The organism is Halorubrum miltondacostae (genome assembly GCF_041379815.1).
Lineage (GTDB): Archaea > Halobacteriota > Halobacteria > Halobacteriales > Haloferacaceae > Halorubrum > Halorubrum miltondacostae.
The window spans coordinates 808,088-824,639 of sequence record NZ_JBEDNY010000001.1 but is presented as its reverse complement, the minus strand read 5'-3'; the positions used below and the strand labels follow the sequence as shown (position 1 = coordinate 824,639).

At 63.9% G+C, this 16,552-nt stretch carries 17 protein-coding genes, 1 tRNA gene and 2 pseudogenes; 11 read left to right on the top strand and 9 right to left on the bottom strand.

The annotated features are described in order from the left end of the window. Window positions 1–153: 153 nt before the first annotated feature. The 3 genes from ABNG04_RS04580 to ABNG04_RS04570 all read left to right on the top strand — a co-directional run bounded on the left by ABNG04_RS04580 (window position 154) and on the right by ABNG04_RS04570 (window position 3,286). Window positions 154–1,602, top strand: coding sequence for a sensor histidine kinase (locus ABNG04_RS04580; RefSeq protein ID WP_371160422.1), 1,449 nt, complete (start codon window positions 154–156; stop codon window positions 1,600–1,602). A 97-nt stretch (window positions 1,603–1,699) separates the two neighbouring features. Further along, on the top strand, window positions 1,700–2,479 hold the full coding sequence (locus tag ABNG04_RS04575) for a DUF429 domain-containing protein (protein WP_371160420.1): 780 nt from the start codon (window positions 1,700–1,702) through the stop codon (window positions 2,477–2,479). A 105-nt stretch (window positions 2,480–2,584) separates the two neighbouring features. Next, window positions 2,585–3,286: a TVP38/TMEM64 family protein gene (locus tag ABNG04_RS04570; RefSeq protein ID WP_371160418.1), complete on the top strand. Its 702-nt coding sequence runs from the start codon at window positions 2,585–2,587 to the stop codon at window positions 3,284–3,286. 24 nt (window positions 3,287–3,310) lie between these two features. On the opposite strand, the gene ABNG04_RS04565 is transcribed toward ABNG04_RS04570, so the two are convergent. Both ABNG04_RS04565 and ABNG04_RS04560 read right to left on the bottom strand, forming a co-directional pair. Then, a complete protein-coding gene (locus ABNG04_RS04565) occupies window positions 3,311–3,733 on the bottom strand; it encodes a GtrA family protein (RefSeq protein WP_371160416.1) in 423 nt (140 codons plus the stop codon). Then, window positions 3,733–5,250 carry a sulfatase family protein gene (locus ABNG04_RS04560; RefSeq protein WP_371160414.1) on the bottom strand — a complete coding sequence of 506 codons (1,518 nt, stop codon included), beginning with the start codon at window positions 5,248–5,250 and terminating at the stop codon, window positions 3,733–3,735. Before ABNG04_RS04560 ends, ABNG04_RS04565 begins: the two co-directional genes overlap by 1 nt. Window positions 5,251–5,408: 158 nt before the next feature. On the opposite strand from ABNG04_RS04560, the gene ABNG04_RS04555 reads away from it, so the two are divergent. Beyond that, on the top strand, window positions 5,409–6,365 hold the full coding sequence (locus ABNG04_RS04555; RefSeq protein ID WP_371160412.1) for an alpha/beta fold hydrolase: 957 nt from the start codon (window positions 5,409–5,411) through the stop codon (window positions 6,363–6,365). A 148-nt stretch (window positions 6,366–6,513) separates the two neighbouring features. Beyond that, on the top strand, window positions 6,514–6,792 hold the full coding sequence (locus ABNG04_RS04550) for a DUF7553 family protein (RefSeq protein WP_371160410.1): 279 nt from the start codon (window positions 6,514–6,516) through the stop codon (window positions 6,790–6,792). A gap of 14 nt (window positions 6,793–6,806) precedes the next feature. On the opposite strand, the pseudogene ABNG04_RS04545 reads toward ABNG04_RS04550, so the two are convergent. Beyond that, a pseudogene (locus ABNG04_RS04545) lies at window positions 6,807–7,333 on the bottom strand (hypothetical protein). Between the two features lie 83 nt (window positions 7,334–7,416). On the opposite strand from ABNG04_RS04545, the gene ABNG04_RS04540 reads away from it, so the two are divergent. Next, window positions 7,417–7,491 (top strand) — tRNA-Val (locus ABNG04_RS04540). Window positions 7,492–7,908: 417 nt separating this feature from the next. Here the strand turns inward: ABNG04_RS04540 and ABNG04_RS04535 are convergent. From ABNG04_RS04535 to ABNG04_RS04520, 4 genes and pseudogenes are all read right to left on the bottom strand, one after another. After that, window positions 7,909–8,691 carry an HAD-IIA family hydrolase gene (locus tag ABNG04_RS04535; RefSeq protein ID WP_371160408.1) on the bottom strand — a complete coding sequence of 261 codons (783 nt, stop codon included), beginning with the start codon at window positions 8,689–8,691 and terminating at the stop codon, window positions 7,909–7,911. Between the two features lie 88 nt (window positions 8,692–8,779). After that, window positions 8,780–9,208 carry a dCTP deaminase/dUTPase family protein gene (locus tag ABNG04_RS04530; RefSeq protein ID WP_371160407.1) on the bottom strand — a complete coding sequence of 143 codons (429 nt, stop codon included), beginning with the start codon at window positions 9,206–9,208 and terminating at the stop codon, window positions 8,780–8,782. Between the two features lie 127 nt (window positions 9,209–9,335). Further along, window positions 9,336–9,868 (bottom strand): annotated as a pseudogene (locus tag ABNG04_RS04525) (hypothetical protein). Window positions 9,869–10,118: 250 nt separating this feature from the next. Beyond that, a complete protein-coding gene (locus ABNG04_RS04520; protein WP_371160405.1) occupies window positions 10,119–10,568 on the bottom strand; it encodes an Hsp20/alpha crystallin family protein in 450 nt (149 codons plus the stop codon). 65 nt (window positions 10,569–10,633) lie between these two features. Between ABNG04_RS04520 and ABNG04_RS04515 the strand changes: the two genes are divergently transcribed. After that, window positions 10,634–10,765 (top strand): hypothetical protein, encoded by a 132-nt coding sequence (locus ABNG04_RS04515; RefSeq protein WP_371160404.1) that lies wholly within the window; start codon window positions 10,634–10,636, stop codon window positions 10,763–10,765. A gap of 94 nt (window positions 10,766–10,859) precedes the next feature. Further along, on the top strand, window positions 10,860–11,096 hold the full coding sequence (locus ABNG04_RS04510) for a hypothetical protein (protein WP_371160403.1): 237 nt from the start codon (window positions 10,860–10,862) through the stop codon (window positions 11,094–11,096). 1,205 nt (window positions 11,097–12,301) lie between these two features. Here ABNG04_RS04510 and ABNG04_RS04505 read toward each other — a convergent pair. Beyond that, on the bottom strand, window positions 12,302–14,206 hold the full coding sequence (locus ABNG04_RS04505) for an ABC transporter ATP-binding protein (protein ID WP_371160402.1): 1,905 nt from the start codon (window positions 14,204–14,206) through the stop codon (window positions 12,302–12,304). A gap of 251 nt (window positions 14,207–14,457) precedes the next feature. Between ABNG04_RS04505 and ABNG04_RS04500 the strand changes: the two genes are divergently transcribed. Genes ABNG04_RS04500 through ABNG04_RS04490 form a run of 3 tightly spaced genes read left to right on the top strand, consistent with a single transcriptional unit; the run spans window position 14,458 to window position 15,378 of the window. After that, on the top strand, window positions 14,458–14,757 hold the full coding sequence (locus tag ABNG04_RS04500) for a hypothetical protein (RefSeq protein ID WP_371160401.1): 300 nt from the start codon (window positions 14,458–14,460) through the stop codon (window positions 14,755–14,757). After that, window positions 14,747–15,166 carry a DUF2178 domain-containing protein gene (locus ABNG04_RS04495; protein ID WP_371160399.1) on the top strand — a complete coding sequence of 140 codons (420 nt, stop codon included), beginning with the start codon at window positions 14,747–14,749 and terminating at the stop codon, window positions 15,164–15,166. Before ABNG04_RS04500 ends, ABNG04_RS04495 begins: the two co-directional genes overlap by 11 nt. Then, window positions 15,163–15,378: a helix-turn-helix transcriptional regulator gene (locus ABNG04_RS04490; RefSeq protein WP_371160397.1), complete on the top strand. Its 216-nt coding sequence runs from the start codon at window positions 15,163–15,165 to the stop codon at window positions 15,376–15,378. Before ABNG04_RS04495 ends, ABNG04_RS04490 begins: the two co-directional genes overlap by 4 nt. 279 nt (window positions 15,379–15,657) lie before the next feature. On the opposite strand, the gene ABNG04_RS04485 is transcribed toward ABNG04_RS04490, so the two are convergent. Further along, entirely contained in the window at window positions 15,658–16,548 is an 891-nt protein-coding gene (locus ABNG04_RS04485) for a DMT family transporter (RefSeq protein WP_371160395.1), read from the bottom strand. Between the last annotated feature and the right edge of the window lie 4 nt (window positions 16,549–16,552).

Sequence of the window (16,552 nt, the reverse complement as noted above, 5' to 3'; positions counted from 1 at the left end):
CCGAGACGGACGAGATCGGCGTCGCGTCGGCAGCGTCTTACTATATATCATTCTTGAACTAACGCACCAAGATTCGGTCCGATCGGTACCTCGAACCAACCCGCCGAATCCGGCTTTTTTTCCGTTTAGAGCCCCTCTAGATCGATAGTTAGAATGTCGATCGATAACCCGAATCGAGCCGCCGCCTCGTCGATCGAAGTCTTACATGTCGACGACGATCCGGCGCTTCTCGATCTGACCGAGTCGTTCTTAGAGCGGGAACTCGGCAACGTCGAGATCATCACCGTGGCCAGCCCCGATGAGGTGCTCGACACGCTTGACGAACAGTCCGTCCACTGCGTCGTGAGCGACTACGAGATGCCCCAAATGGACGGGCTCGAACTGCTCGACGCCGTCCGCGACCACTACGCCGACCTCCCGTTCATCCTCTACACGGGGAAAGGAAGCGAGGAGATCGCGGCGCAGGCGATCAACGCCGGCGTCACCGGGTACCTCCAGAAGGGCGGCCCGGACCAGCACCGCCGCCTAGCGAACCGCGTCAAGCACGCCGCGACGGAGTACCGCGCCCAGATCGAGTCGGAGCGGTACTCGACGGTACTCCGGGCGCTCGACTATCCGATCTACGTCGTGAACGATGAAGCGGAGTTCGAGTACGTCAACGAGGCGTTCCTCGACCTCGTCGGCTACGACCGAGACGAGGTCATCGGCAGCCTGCCGGGCAAGATCAAGACCGACGAAGGGGTCCGACGAGCGAACGACATGCTCGCGACGATCGTCTCCAGTACGGGACCGGAGACGCAGCAGTTCCGGGTGAACATCCACACGAAGGACGGCGACATAGTGCCGTGTTACGACCACATGGCGGCGCTCCCGTTCGACGACGAGTTCCGCGGGTCCGTGGGGATCCTCCGGGACGCGACGCGCGAACAGCAGCAGCGCGAAGAGCTCGTCAGGCAGAACGAGCGGCTCGACGAGTTCACCTCGATCGTGTCGCACGACCTCCGAACGCCGCTCCAGAACGCGAAGACTGCGGCGGAACTGGCTCGCGCCGAAGGCGACGCGACGCACTTCGAGTCCCTCGACCGGGAACACGAGCGGATGGAGCAGATGATCGACGAGCTCCGCACGCTCGCGAAGGAAGGCGAGTCGGTGTCGGAGACCGGGCCGGTCGACGTTGGGGCGCTCGCCGCGGAGGCGTGGAAGCCGTTCGGCTGTCCGGCCGACACGTTCGAAGTGGTCGACGACGAGATCACCGTCTCCGGTGAGCAGTCCCGAGTGCGTCGGCTCTTGGAGAATCTCCTCCGCAACGTCGACGAGCACTGCGGCTCGCCAGTCACCGTGACCGTCGGCGCGTCCGCAGACGGCTTCTACGTCGCCGACGACGGGCCGGGGCTCAGTGAGGCCGACCGGCAGCAGGTCTTTGAGGCGGGGTACACGACCGCCACGGACGGGACCGGGTTCGGACTGGCAATCGTCGAACGCATCGTCGACGCCCACGGGTGGGATATCTCGGTGGGCGACAGCGCGAGCGGCGGCGTCCGGTTCGACGTGACCGTCGACCCGGCGGCGCCCGTGACCGACGGCGCGGTCGTCTCGTCGTAGGGAGTCTCGGCAACCGCGCCGCATGGAACACCCTGCCGCCGGTGATCCGCCGACGGACCGACCCGATTGAAGGAGTTGGGCGACGACCGATCAATAGATGTCAACCGACACCGTCGCGGGCGTCGACTGGGCGGGCGGCGCGTGGCTGGCCGTCCTGCTGAGAGAGGACGGCCAGCCGGAGTGCTGTCTCGAACGCGACCTCGAAGCGCTGTGGAACGGCGACGCCGGCGTCGACCGAATCCTCGTCGACGTGCCGATCGGTCTGCCCCACGACGCGGAGACGTTGGCGGCCCGCGAGGCCGTCGACTCGGCCGCGCGCTCGGCGGCCGAGCGTCCGAGCAGCGTGTTCCCCGTCCCTTCGCGGGGCGCGTGCGAGGCGGCCAAGGACGGCGCGGATTACGAGACCGTGAGCGAGCAGAACCGGGCCGACCTCGGCAAGGGGCTCAGCCGCCAGTCGTACCACATCGCGCCGGCCGTCGGCGAGGTCGACGCGTTCCTCCGGCGCGATGAGGCGGCCAGCGAGCGGGTGATGGAGGCCCACCCCGAGGTGTGCTTCCGCGGGCTCAACGGCCGACGGCTCGACCGCTCGAAGACCACGGCCCCGGGCGTCGGCGAGCGGCTCGACGCGCTCGATGGTCACCTCGACGATCCGGGCGCCGCACTCGGGCGGATCTGTCGCCGGCTCGCGGACGTGCCCGACGACGTCGCGAACGAGTCGGATCCCACCGTCGACGACGCCGTCGACGCGCTCGGGCTGGCGGTCGTCGCGAACCGCCCGGCCGAGGAGCTCCGGTTCCTGCCGGGCGACGCGGACCACCAGGACGGCGAGGGAATCCCGATGCGGATGGCGTACTGGAGCCCGGAGCCGCTGGCGTGACGCGCCTGGCGTCGCCGCACTCGCCGGTGGCTCGCCCGACCTCCGCGTCGCTCCGACCGCGGCGTTGGTAAGGTTCAAGACCCTCTGTCACGCGCTACGACACGAATGAAACTCTTCTCCTCGCGGGCGGACCGCCGGCGGGGTATCGCGGCTGCGGTCGGCGTCGCGGTCCTCGCGGTCGGGCTCTACGTCCTCGTGAGCCGGTACGCCGGTTTCATCACCGACACGGCGGCCCTCCGGGCGTGGCTCGACCAGTTCGGGATCTTCGCCCCCATCGTCTTCATCGGTCTCCAAGCCCTCCAAGTGATCGTCGCCCCGATTCCAGGACAGGTCGTCGCGCTGGTCGCGGGCTACCTCTTCGGCCCGCTCGCCGGGACGATGTACAGCCTCACCGGCGTGCTCATCGGCAGCGCGGTCGCCTTCTCGCTCTCGAAGCGGTTTGGCCGGTCCTTCGTGGAGCGAGTCATCCATGAGGACGTGATCGCCCGCTTCGACGGCTTCGTCGACACCGTGGGCGTCCCCGGGCTGTTCGCGTTCGTCATCATCCCCGGACTCCCGGACGACGCCATCTGCTTCCTGAGCGGGCTCACCAAGTGGTCGCTGCCGACGTTCATGGCCGTCATCGCCGTCGGGCGACTGCCGGCGTACGTGTTGACCGTGTACGCCGGGGGCGAACTGGCGAGCGGCCGGTTCCTCTCGGCGATGGCGCTCATCGGGCTGGTTGTGGCCGCGTCCGCGATCGGCTACTACAAGCAGGACGCGGTGCGCGACCTCGTCGAGCGGTTCGAGCCGCGACTCCCCTTCTGAGGGGCTGGAACGGGCTCTCCGGGCTCAGCCCCACGTCCACTGCGCGTCGAGCACGAACCGGTAGAGCCCGCTAACGAGGATCGCGGCCACGTTCGCGATCAGGTACAGCACCCCGGCCCACTCGACGAGCGCAGCGAGCACGCCGAGCTGGATCGGGATCGCGGTGCCGCGGACGAGGTTCGTCTTCAGCAGTCCGGCGAGGTACTCCGAAGCGCCCGTGTTCCGGCTCGCGCGGAACGTCCAGGCGTTGTTGAGCACGTACGAGCAGACGATTGTGATTTCGATCGCGATCGCCGCGCCGACGATGTAGTTGAGCCCCGCGGTGTCGACGAACAGCCACAGGAGCGCCAGCTGGAGCCCCGCGGTGAGCGCGCCGACGACCACGAACCGGCGCATCTGGACCGCGATCGGCCCGCTGGCGAGGTCGCGGAGGACCGCTCGGATCATCACTTGTACCCGAGCGCTTCGAGGCGGGCTTCGAGGTCCTCGTCAACCTCGTCGTCGCCGCGCTCGGCGGCCGCGGCCTCCACCGCGTCGCCGCGTTCACGGAGCAGCTCCGCGTGGGCGTCGACGATCGGCGCAAACCGGTCGATGACCGACTGCGCCCGGTCGTCCGGGTCCGTCGCGAGGTTCTCCTGTTGGGTCGGGTCGGCGGGCCGGTGGTACAGCTCCCGTTCGTCGGCGGCGACGTTCTCGATGTACGTCCAGTCGTCGTCGCGCACGCTCACAAACAGGTCGCCGTCGGACAGCGACCGGGGGATCGGCTGCTGGGTCACGTCCTCGCCGCGGACGGTCACCGAGACGACTGGGTCCGTCTCCGACTCCTCGCCGTCTTCTTGGGCGCCCTCGTCACCGCGGAGCGCCGGCAGGACCGACTCGCCGTGCCACTCCGGCGACGGGTCGACGCCGAGCAGGTCCGCGACCGTGGGCGGGATCGCGTCGAGCCCCACGTGTCCGTCGACGCGGCCGCCGTCGAGTCCGGGGACGTCCGCCACGAAGGGGACGTGGATCAGCTCGTCGTACAGTTTCGGGTAGTGAGCGAGGTGGCCGTGTTCCTGGAACTCCTCGCCGTGGTCCCCGGCGAGCAGCACCGCGGTATCGTCGGCGACGCCGGCGTCGTCGAGGGCGTCGAGCAGCCGCCCGATGCTGGCGTCGACCTGTCGCACGGTCGCCTGGTACAGCGTCCGGAGCTCGCGGAGGGTCCGCTCGCCGACCTCGAGGCCGAGGCTGGTCCGAGCGTGCGCGTGAAGCATCTGGTGGGTGCCGACGATGCCGTCGGACACCTCGCGGATGTACCGCGGCGCGGGAACGTACGGCGTGTGCGTGTCCATGTAGTGGACCCACAGGAAGAACGGCTCGTCGGTGTCGTCGACGAATCCGGTCGCGGCGTCTTCGACGTCGAACATGCGCGAGGCGTCGAGAAACGGTCGGTCGTCGTCGTCGCCGCGGAGTTTCGACCCCAGCCGGCGGACCGGCGAGCTCGCAAGCTGGATCCACGCCTCCACGGTCGGGTGGGCGGCGAGGTACCGACTGTAGACGTTGGAGCCGACGCTCGTGACGAACGGCTCGAACTCGTCGAACCCGTCGGGGTACCCCCAGTGGTCGGTGAGGAACCCGTTCGCGGCGTTGAAACCGCCGGTCGCGATCCCGGCGTCCGAGAGCACCTCCGCGAGCGTGTCGCCCTCGTCGACGCCGATCTCCCCGCTCCGGGCGAACACCGGCTCCGAGGCGAGGATCGACGGGAACGAGAAGGGCGTCCAGTTCCCGGTCGCGAACGCGCGGTCGAACACGGTCCCGTCGGCGGCGAGCCCGTCGATCACCGGGGAATGCCGATCGACGTCATTCGGGGAGACCGCGTCCGCGCGCAGCGAGTCCACCGTCACGAGGACGACGTTGGAGACGAGGGCGCCGTCACTCGACGCGTTTGCGTCCGCCGCTGAAGTGTTCAACGAGTCGGAAATCATTGGATACGGTGCGAATCCGCGGAGAACGCGCTCGCCACGGGCGAACTTCGGGATCCGCCTATATACCAGAACTTGCGGTTGCCAGCGTCATGAGGATTTCGATCGCCCGCATCGGCGGGGAACGTACCTATTTGTCGAAGCCCGCGCACGGTATCGGTATGGACGACGCGCTCACGGGCCGGCCGGTCGGCGAGGCGACGCTGCCGGAACCGGTCCCCGACGACGAGGTCCCGGAGTCGATCCCCGCCGAGTCCCGGGCGATCGAGACGAACGGTGTGCCGCTTCACGTCGTCGAGGCCGGCCCCGAAGACGGGAAGCTCTTGATCCTACTCCACGGCTTCCCGGAGTTCTGGTACGGCTGGCACGAGGCGATCGCCCCCCTCGCGAACGCTGGCTACCGGGTCGTGGTCCCCGACCAACGCGGCTATAACTGCTCCGCGAAGCCGCCGGCGGTCGACGACTACCGGATCGACGAGCTCGCGCGCGACATTGTCGGCCTGATCGACGCCTACGACCGGGAGACGGCCGCCGTCGCCGGGCACGACTGGGGCGCGGCGGTGGCGTGGTGGCTCGCGCTCCACCACGAGGACCGCCTCTCGGAGCTGGTCGCGGTCAACGTCCCGCACCCGAGCGTCTTCGAGCGCGCGCTCCGCACCTCGTGGGACCAGCGGCTCAAGAGCTGGTACATGCTGGCGTTCCAGCTTCCCAAGCTCCCAGAGGCGGTCGCCAGCGCGGGGAACTGGCGGCTCGCGACGAACGCGCTGCGCGACACGAGCGCGCCCGGCAGCTTCACCGACGAGGACCTGCGGCGGTATCGCCGGGCGTGGAACCGCGACGGCGCGTTCGAGGCGATGGTGAACTGGTATCGCGCCATCGTCCGCGACCGGCCCGAGCCGGACAAGACGGAGGTGTCCGTCCCGACGCTCGTAATCTGGGGCGCGCAGGACCAGTTCCTCGCGCGCCGACTCGCCCACGAGAGCGTCGACCGCTGCGCCGACGGTCGCCTGCTCGCGATCGAGGAAGCGAGCCACTGGGTCGTCCACGAACACCCGCACCGCGTCGCCGAGGCCATCGCCGATCACGCGGACCCCCTGCCCCCGGGCGCGCGGGAGTGAGTCGAATCCGGGTCGCACAGCGACCGGACAGCGCCACACTTTCGATTCGGTCTCTCGCCCGTTTTGAGCACTCAGCGACCCGTGTCTCGAATACTGTCCTCAGCTTATCGCCACAAAGGTTATATTTGCCCTCCACCAAAGGACAGATATGAGTAAACACTTCGAAGACGCACGGTACTACCTCGGTCGAGCGGCGGAACACGCGAAGGCGGGCGTCGTGGAGGAGCTTGAGCCCGTCGAGACACGGGTGAAAGAGCTCGTCGGCCGCGAAGACGAGGAGCCGGAACCGGAGCCGTCGCGGCTGGACAAGCTCCAAGCGGACCTGAAGGACCTCGAAGAGCGCGCCGAGGGCGAGGCGCGCGAGGCGGTCGCGTCCGCCCGGAAGCGCGTCGCCGAGTACCGCGGCAAAGACACCGCCGCGGAGTAGTCGCGCCGCGGTCCCTACCGGATCGGCGGCTCCGGCCCAGTGGTCTCGTCGCCGCCGATCCGCTCCGCAGCGGGCACCACCGTGTACTCGATACCCGCTTCCTCGAACAGCGACCGCGCCCGCCGGATCCCCCGTTCGGCGTTGACGTCCATGGCGCGGTAGTGCCGGATCGGATGTCGGATCCACGACGGCTCCCAGTGGGCGTACACGTCCGTCGTCGAGCGGTCCGGCCCGGCGTACAGCGAGAGGTGGAGCTGATCGTCGCTGGCGAGCGCGCCCTTCGGGTACCACGCCCAGCTGGCGACGGTCGTCTCTGGCGGCATCTCGTAGTCGCGGTACTTCAGCGAGGAGACGAGATTCTGGACGAAACCGATCCGATGGAGCTGCGCCTTGACGATCGGGTACGGCTCGTGGAGCGTGAACGCGTACTGCTCGCGTGGCGTCTCCCGCTCGGCGTAGAGTCCGACGAGCGAAGGGGTGCGTGGAGGAGGCTCGCGACGTTCTGTCGGACGCGTTCGAGGAAGCGGAGTTCGTGTTTCATACCATGTCGTGCGGGCGACTCCGAAATGAAGCTTCGGCGTAAGGTAACTCTTAAGTCCGGAGGTCGGATACTCCGAAGCGAGCGGGTTGGTGGTCTAGCTAGGTTATGACGGCTCCTTCACACGGAGCAGGCCGGCGGTTCGAATCCGCCCCAACCCATACGTAGTACGCACGGATTATAACCGTGCGATTTGTTCTGTTTCAGACCTTCTAGTGCCCGGATAGTGATTTCAGGCCGTATTTTCGGGGGCCGGAAAGTTCCTAACTCAACCAGCTTCTGTAGCCTGGTCGCCTCCGTCTAAGGATCATGTTACATCATTCAGTTTGAGTGAGAAGTATCTGGTGGCGTCCCGGACCTCCGCGCGCGGGCCAGTGTATTACCCCCATGTAGGAAACGGACGTCTCTATCCAAATCTCGACACGCTCGTTGGGAAGGGGCTCGTCGAGAAGTTTGATATAAATCAAAAACGTACGATGGGATCCGGAATTACGGACGCGCTGTTTGCGTTGTTCTCAAAGAGCGGGTTCGCTGACCGCTTGGTTTGGGGGGCAGTCAATTCGTAGATGCTCGCAGAGTTAGATACTCTCAATAACATCAGAGATGGACTCCACGACTTCGGTCGGCTGGTACGCAAACTCGGTAATCTCGTCACGGTCGGTCGAGCCTGTGAGAACGAGATACGTGGTCAAACCGGCCTCGATACCGGCCACGACGTCTGTGTCCATGCGATCGCCGATCATCGCTGTCGACTCGGAGTGAGCGTTGATTCGGTTCAGGCCGCTTCGAATCATGATCGGGTTGGGCTTGCCAATGAAGTACGGTTCTTGGCCGGTCGCTTCCGTGAGGAACGCGGCGACTGACCCCGTCGCTGGAAGTGGTCCCTCCGGTGAGGGGGCAGTCGCATCTGGGTTCGTTGCGATGAACCGGGCCCCTTGGTCGATCAGTCGGAGCGCGGTTGTGAAGTCCTGAAACGAATACGTGCGGCTCTCGCCCAGAACCACAAAATCCGGGTCGGAATCGGTCAGTGTGTACCCAACGTCGTGAAGCGCTGTCTCCAGTCCCGCTTCGCCGATGACGTACGCCGAAGCGTTCGGCGCTTGGTTGGACAGAAACTGTGCCGTAGCCGTGGCCGAGGTCCAGATCCGCTCTTCGGGGATATCGAGCCCGACATCCGAGAGACGCGCCGATAAATCGCGCCGTGAATAGATTGAATTGTTAGTAAGCACCAGAAACTCTCGCTTCTCCGCTCGGAGGCGGGCGATGAACTCTTGAGCTCCGGGGAGAGCGACCTCTTCGCGTACTAGTACTCCGTCCATGTCGATCAGCCACGTTTCTGGCTGGTCCTCTGTGTTAGACATACTCTATGGAAGCGTATGTGAAGTGATGTCTGCGACTTACTTGAAACCTCTCAGCAGCGATTCTATCGTTCGACTTTCGTCGTGATACTCACGGCGGATCAGCGTCGACGATGGTCGATATCCGGGCGTTCTCCTTGAGGTTGATCCCGGCGCCGCCGACCGACAGTGGAACTCGCGGGAGCGACACGACATGGAGCGTGGGGTGAAAGGCCCCCCGCTCTAACAGAGCGGCCCGCGTCTGGACGGTGAATCGCAGGTCATCCCCGGGGATCGACTCGTTGTACTCGACGAGGTACGTGCCGGGGTCGAGCGACCACCACCCGTACTCGTCGTCCGGAGACTGCTTCTCGCACTCTCGGGGTTCGGAGGCGGCAGCCTCGAGTTCGCCGCCGCCGAAGTCGACACGACCCGGACCGGTGACCTCGTAGATTTCAGCGACTGTTAGATCAACCCCGTCCCCGCCGGTCTGGGTTGGTTCGTGGACGATACCGTCGAGATAATTCGTGTATTCCGGCATTGAAGAGTGATAGGGTGTGACGCACCTAAATGCCGGTGGCCCTCACAGGAGGCGTATTTGGATTACACAGTAACACACTCGCCGAAGACGGCCTCGGCGGGGCCCGTGCGGTGTTTCACCATCGACATCAGTATCGAGAGAAGTTCTTGTCTGGGTAGACCCGCCCATCCGCAAGGTCCACGACATCCAGAGTTGCCAACCGACTCAACCGCGCAGTTGCGTCCTCCTCGTCGACTCCTAGTTCGACCGCCCGTGAGAGCACTCACTCGCGCGTCGGGACCGATTCGATGAGACTGTCGTCATCTACCACCACCTCCTCGGCGATGATGGCTCTCAGAACTGCGCCGTGTTCGCGTTTTGAATTCGTGCGGTCCTGATCGGTCCACTCCACTGAGAGGGTCCCATCGGTATTGACGTGCGACACGACGAACCCGTCGGGAAGCGTTTCGGTCAACGCGGCGAACAGTGCCGCACGGTCAAATCGCGCTTTGAAGCGGTACCGGTGCCCGTCCGGCGACTGTTCCGTCACTTCGACGCTCGCCCCACGCTGCTCGGTGGCATCGGTTACTGCCGCTGCCAGCCGCCGATCTCCACGCCTGTTTTATCGCGCTTCTTTGCCGCCTCAGCCGCCTCGCTCGACAACGCTTCGTACGTCTCCATCTACTCGTGTAACGGCCTATCGTCCATACACGTCCACCCGAGGCCAGCGGATTACGTTTTGTGCCGTGGATTCGTCTCCCGTATCAACCAACGCAGCTATGACATATGACAGAACCGTTGGGATCTTCTCACGAAAGCTCCGTGCGTAGTTCTGGAGGCCTAACTGCTGGTGTTAGCATGTCCGGACCAGAGTGACCTCGTTGCCGTGGCCAAGCGACTCTCTCCACGCACGGGGGCATGTCGTGTTTGGTTAATGGAAGCCGATATTTGCGGGGTCGGTGTCACGATCCAACGATATCTCAAGAATACCGTTGTTGAGACTCCACTCTGTCGACTGGTCGTCGACGTACGACGGCAGGTCGACGCGTGTCACGACCGGCCGAGGCGTAACGGCGGCGTAGATCGCGACGGTACGCCCATCACATTGGATCTTGATGTCGTCTGCCGTAACGTCGGGGAGTTCAGCGACCACTCGGATCTCGTCGTCATACTCGTGGACGTCGACGGGTGCGTCGTCACCGCCGGCCATCCCAGCTAGCAGATCCTCGATTCCGCCAAACGAACGACCGAACGGATCCTCGTCATCGTCTGAGTTCCGTCTCATTACAGTATATACGAGAGGTACGCCGATAAGCCTTCGGCGCAGTGCTGTGACTGCGAGAGTCTCAATAGCTGGCTTCGTCTGTCTCGACGCCGCCACACCGTTTCTCCCCGTGGAGGAATGTTGCCACTAGTTCATTTACCTGTTGAGGCCCTAGCACCTGTATGGGATCCATTGACGCAGATACGGTGATGATCGGAGCCGGTGTGGTCCTCAGTCTGCTGGCGTTTATCGAGGTTTACACCACTTGGAGGCGGACCCAAGAACACGAGGATATCGAAGGTGGCGATGACTAGTTGTCGGAGAAGAAAAAAGCGCTATAGAGTGGCTGAGCGTGCCACTAACGCCACTGAGGGAAACTCCTATACCCCTTGGGGTACTTGTTAGTACGTGGACGAATCAGACGAAACTGCGACTGAACTGGTAGACGACATTGAGACCGGCGGTCTGGGGACAGCCGTGATCGCATCGATCGGGTCGGTCGCGCTCGCACTGTACTTCTACTACGTCCGTGGGGACAAACAGCGAGGCCAATTCGTCGGTCTTTGGCCAACAACGATCCTCGCCGTGGCGTCGTACTTCAAGCTCGAAGAGATCAAACAGAAGCTCGACGAACTCAGCGAGTAAGCCGCTTCACTGATACCGACACGTATTCAGTAGCGAGACGGTCTCAGGCCACTTCGCATTGATAATGACAGCAACAGAGTCCGATAGCGTCCTTAGTGATGGCCAGTGGTTCGCAATACTCATGATTGCACTCTCGGTTCTACTCTTTATTCTAATTCGCCGAGATGAAACGGACACCTGACTAGGACCGCTTCTTCAAACAGATTTCATCTAAAAAGCCGGCCGAAGAGAACTGCGAAGTGACTTGTTTTCGAGAGCGTCGTAGACTTCTTGACTTGAATTTTGGTACTACGAATTATGATATACTCAACTGCCGCTGGGCTGTCAGGTCGTTTGTCAGCGCGGGGACTACGACCACACTGGTCGAGACCGCACCCATTGGGGTCGCGACCGCAGCGAGACACAGTATGAGTGCGGACAGCTTTCGTCACAGATCAACGTCGTCAGATTCCCTCTGGCCGGAAATCGATACACAATTCCAAGTATAATATATCTAATCTATTCTTTTGATGCGGTACGTCGTATCTAATGTCACATCAAGATTCACCTGGTATCGGAGCAATGCTTTGATCGGCATGGATTGGAAATTGACGGGGTGGGGTTCGCTCTGAGTCTCGTCGGCATCGTGCTAGCGGCAGATCTGAGCTCTTCTGGGCCGACGTTTCCAACCAGTCCGCTGGGTCTGGTCGGCTGGGCTTTGCTGCTCGCCGGGCTTGTGGGGATGCGACTCAGTCTCGGCGACGGTCGGTGAGTGTCTCCGGCTGTGGCTAACACTCCTCAAAATGGGCCGTCAATTCGTCGGAAAGTTGATCTCAGGCTACTACCTCCATCCCGACCGGACAGGGGCCGAGAGAGTTCGGTAGTAAAGCGCGCATTATACATTATGCAATATTGGTACTTGACACGTAGCGAGCAGAAGTCCACCCCTTCAGGGTGGCTGTAAACGACAACACGGCCCTAGCAGTCTATGACTGTATTGAGCTCGTCAGATTCATAACATTTCCGAAGTCGTGAGCGTCCGGACTCTCGATCGACGAAGCGATCCATACTGTCGAGTGGCCAGAAAGTGTATAAACGCGGCAAATAACCGATTCCAGAATCGGCTCATCTGGAATTGACTGTTGTGAGATCATCTATTGCCGGACTACATTTTACCGACCAACGGAGAGTCGGTCTGGCGTCCAAACAGAACCCCCGGCCGAGAGTCAGTCGTCGGCAGGAGACGCCTCAGCCTGCCCCTGCCAGAGATTCGCATATGTACCGTTGCTCGCAACCAGTTCCGCGTGAACCCCCTGTTCGACGATCTGGCCCTGATCCATCACGACGATCTCATCGGCGTTTTGAATCGTCGACAGCCGGTGAGCAATGATGAACGCGGTCCGCTCCTCGACCAACCGTTCAAGGCTCTCTTGGATCAGTTCTTCGGTCTCCGTGTCAACGTCCGATGTGGCCTCGTCGAAAACGATGATCTCGGGATCGTTGAGCAGTGCGCGAGCGATGGCGAGGCGCTGCCGCTGGCCGCCAGAGAGTTTGACACCTCGCTCACCAACTTGGGTGTCGTACCCGTTGGGGAGGTCTGTGATGAACTCGTCGGCCGCGGCGGCCTCAGCCGCCCGCTCAACCTGGTCGCGGGCGCTCTCGTCGGGACCGTCCGACCACTCGGAGTCGAGTATCTCGCGGTCGCCGTATGCAATATTCTCCGCGACGGTTCCCGAGAATAGGTACGGATTCTGCTCGACAATGGCGATAGCGTCCCGTAACGACTGGAGGTCGTACTCCCGGACGTCGGTCCCGTCGACCCGGACTGTACCGTCATTGACATCGTGGAACCGGGGAATGAGTTTCAACAGTGTTGATTTCCCGGCTCCGGTTGCCCCGGCAAGCCCGATCGTCGTTCCCGACGGCACATCGAGTGAGACGTCTTGAAGGACCGGCTCGCGATCTCCGTAGGCGAAGGTAACGTCCTCGAACGTGACCTCTCCGTCGATCGAATCGAGGACGTGCGCTTCGTCGGGGCTGGTAATTGTGGGCTCGCGGTCGAGCAGCCCGAACACGCGCTCGGCGCTGGACTTCGCGAGCTGGTACTTGTTCGCTGACTTCCCGACCCGACGCATCGGCGAGTACAGCCGCCGCAACAGGAGGAAAAAGAGCGCGAATCCGCCGAGGGTGAGCGCCCCTGCCTCACCAGGAACGCCTGTAATGATGTCGGTCCCACCGATGTAGAGCACGAGGACGAACACGACGCCGGTCAACAGCCGTAATGTCGCGAAGAACCCGCGTCGAATTCGCAGCGCTGCGACCTTCTCGTCGTGGTACGCTTCGCTCTGCTCGGCGACCCGACCGTGCTCGAAGCTGTATCGGTCGAACGCCTTGATCACCGCGGCACCGCCGAGGTTATTCTCAAGCCGCGTGTTCAGCCGCGCGACGGTCTCGCGGATTGACTTGTACCGAGGCTCGATCCAGGTGAGAAACTGGCTGCTCGCCAGTCCGATGACCGGAACCGGTGCGAGCGCAATGAGCGCCAACTTCGGCGAGTACGTCCAGAGAATGATCGCAATGCCGCCGACCGTTGCGACGACGCGGATGAGTTGTCGAAACTCCGTGTTGAGGAACTGCTCGAGCCGATTGATGTCGCTGTTGAGAATCGACATCATTCCGCCGGTCTGATGATCAGCGAAGAAACCCATCGAGAGCTGCTGAAGGTGGTCGTACGTGTCGTTCCGCAGATCACGTTGGACCTTCTGCGCAGTCGCTTGAAGCAGATACCGGGAGACAAACCGAGCGACCGACCGGACCACGTACGCGAGCACCGCGATGAGCACGAGCTGTTCGAGTACCGCGAGGCGAGCTGCTTCGCCGGTGATCTCGCCCGGCGGCAGCAAGCCAACGTCAGTCAACAGCCCCGCGTCAGCCGACCCACGGATCGCTCGATCGATGGCAGCTGCGACAACAATCGGCGGCACTAGTCGGGCGAACCGAGTGAGGAACGCCGCAAGCACGCCGAGCGTGAGAGTCGGCCAGTAGCGTTTGGCGTAGCCGAGCAAACTCAGCATCGGGTGACCGTCTACGTTCTCGCGAACGTGTTCAAACCCACCGTGGTCGTCTGTCACTATCTGCGGTAACGCTCTCGCGTACAAGTATCCGATGACATGACGCTGTTACGCCGGCGTCTCGACTCGGTATCGTGAGCGATCTCTCTAAGAGGGCCAACCCTGTTACACCGATAACACTAAGTGGTAAGATGTAAAGTATACTTTACTGTAAAGCGTGGTTGACACCGCGTGTGTGACACCATGACCGATCGACTCAACCGCCCAGTCCGGGTCCCACTGCCCGTGGCTGGTCAGCGAGGTGAGCCCGCATGATCGAACTTGACACCGCCGCCGCCCTCGGCTACATACTGGTGCTGTTCGCCGTCGCGGTATACGCTGAGCGGCGGCTCGAGGCATTCGACCCGCTGTGGAGCGCTCCCGGGTGGATCCGCACCGTCATCGCCAGCCTCGCGATAGGTGGTCCCTGGCTGGTGTACTTCGCCGACCTACTGCCCGTCTCAGATGGTGCTGTCGCCTACGCGGTCGTGCTAACCGCCACGACGGTACTGTGGCTGGCCGCCGACCGGGCGGTCGGTGTCGCTACCCAGGGAGGTGCCGGTGCCTGCTGACGCTGCCGGCCAGTCAGGTGACGACTGGCTCGCGACTCGGACGCGCTACCGCCGGCTGTCGATGGGATCGCTGTTCGGCGGAATCGTCGGCTTACTTATCATCGACGCCATCGGGCCGCCCCTGGCTGCCGTCGTCGTCTACTGGCTGGGCTTTGTCGGGTTCTTTACAATCCGACGGCTGGCCCCAATGCCACTGTTTGACGAGCGTGACCAAGCCTTAGAGCGCCGCGCCAGCTACGACAGCCTCCGTGTGGTCGGGGCCGCGCTCATCATCGGGGCACCGTCGGCTGCCGCCCTCGAGCAGATGGGTCGGCTAACCGTCCCGCCGGTCGTCGACGGGGCACTGATTGGCATCGCAGCCACCTTCGGCGTCTTCGGGCTCACATACCTCGCCCGGCGGTACGCATGAGAAATGATGTCCGCGAGCACCGGGAGGCTGCGGGCCTTAGTCAGGGGGACCTCGCTGCCGCTTTAGCGGTGTCCCGGCAGACGGTCAACGCCATCGAGCGGGAACGCTACGATCCCTCGATCGAACTCGCGTTCAAACTCGCACGGTTCTTTGACTGCCATATCGATGAGCTGTTCGACCCCGATCTCGATTGGGAACCACCGGAGGGGTAACTCACCTCGCCGGTGGCCACCGTGACCGAGACACGCCCCATCTCTCGTGCGCAGTTTGATTCGCCAACAGCGGACACGTGGAACACGCCAGAGAGCCGTGGTTCAGACCACGGACACGATACAGAGCATCGCGTGTCGGAGGTCGCCGTTCCGAGCCGGGGGACATGGCGTATCGGCGAGGACGGCGGTCCAGATGGCCGACCGCGGTTCGCACAGCGGCTCGGCGATCACTCGAACTTGCTGAAGAGAACACCCCTCGAGGATCGGATCCGCGCGCCGCTATATTCCGCGCAGCGTCCGCCACTTCGCGGCGACGAACCCCGCCACGATGAACGCAAACCCGACGACGGTCGCGGGCGTCACTTCCTGCCCGAGCACGAGCCAGCCCGCCAGCGCCGCGAACACGGGAATCACGTACTCGATGAAACTCATCTCGATGGGGCCGAGGTCGTCCAGCAACATGAAGTAGAGCAGGAAGCCGCCGACGCCGGCGACCGCGGAGAGGTACGCGAGCGCGGCGAGCGCGGACGGCGTCCACGTGGCGGCCGCGAACGACTGGCCGGGGAGCGCGAGCACGGCGACGTGGAGGACGACGGCGCCGACGCCCATCATCCACGCCTGCGTCGAGAGGAACGGCATCGACGGCGAGCGGCTGTGCGTGACGACCGCGGCGACGGCGAACGCGAGCGCGGCCCCAAGCACGAGCGAGACGCCGAGGACGCTGTCCACGATGTTCGTGGGGTTGGGGTCGGCGATGACGACGACCCCCGCGAACCCGAGCGCGACGCCCAGCGCGGTGGCGGCGGTGAACTCCTCGTCCGTGGCGGCGAGCCGCGTGAGCGCAGGCGTCACCACGGGAACGAGGCCCAACAGCACGGCGGCGACCCCGCCCGCGACGTACCGCTGGCCTGCGAAGAGGAACGCGTGGTGCGCGCCGATGGTGAGCGCGCCGCCGACGAGCACGTAGACGAAGTCGTCTCGTGTCCGGGGGCGGACGTCCGCTCCGGAGGCGAACACGGCGGCGAACAGCAGCGCGGCGGCGACGTCGAAGCGCACCGCCGCGAACGGCACAGCAGGCAGATCGACCAGGCCGACGTCCGTCGCCATGAACGCCGTTCCCCAGACGGCACACAGGAGCAGGAACCGGCCGGCCGTCCCGTAGCGACTCATTCAC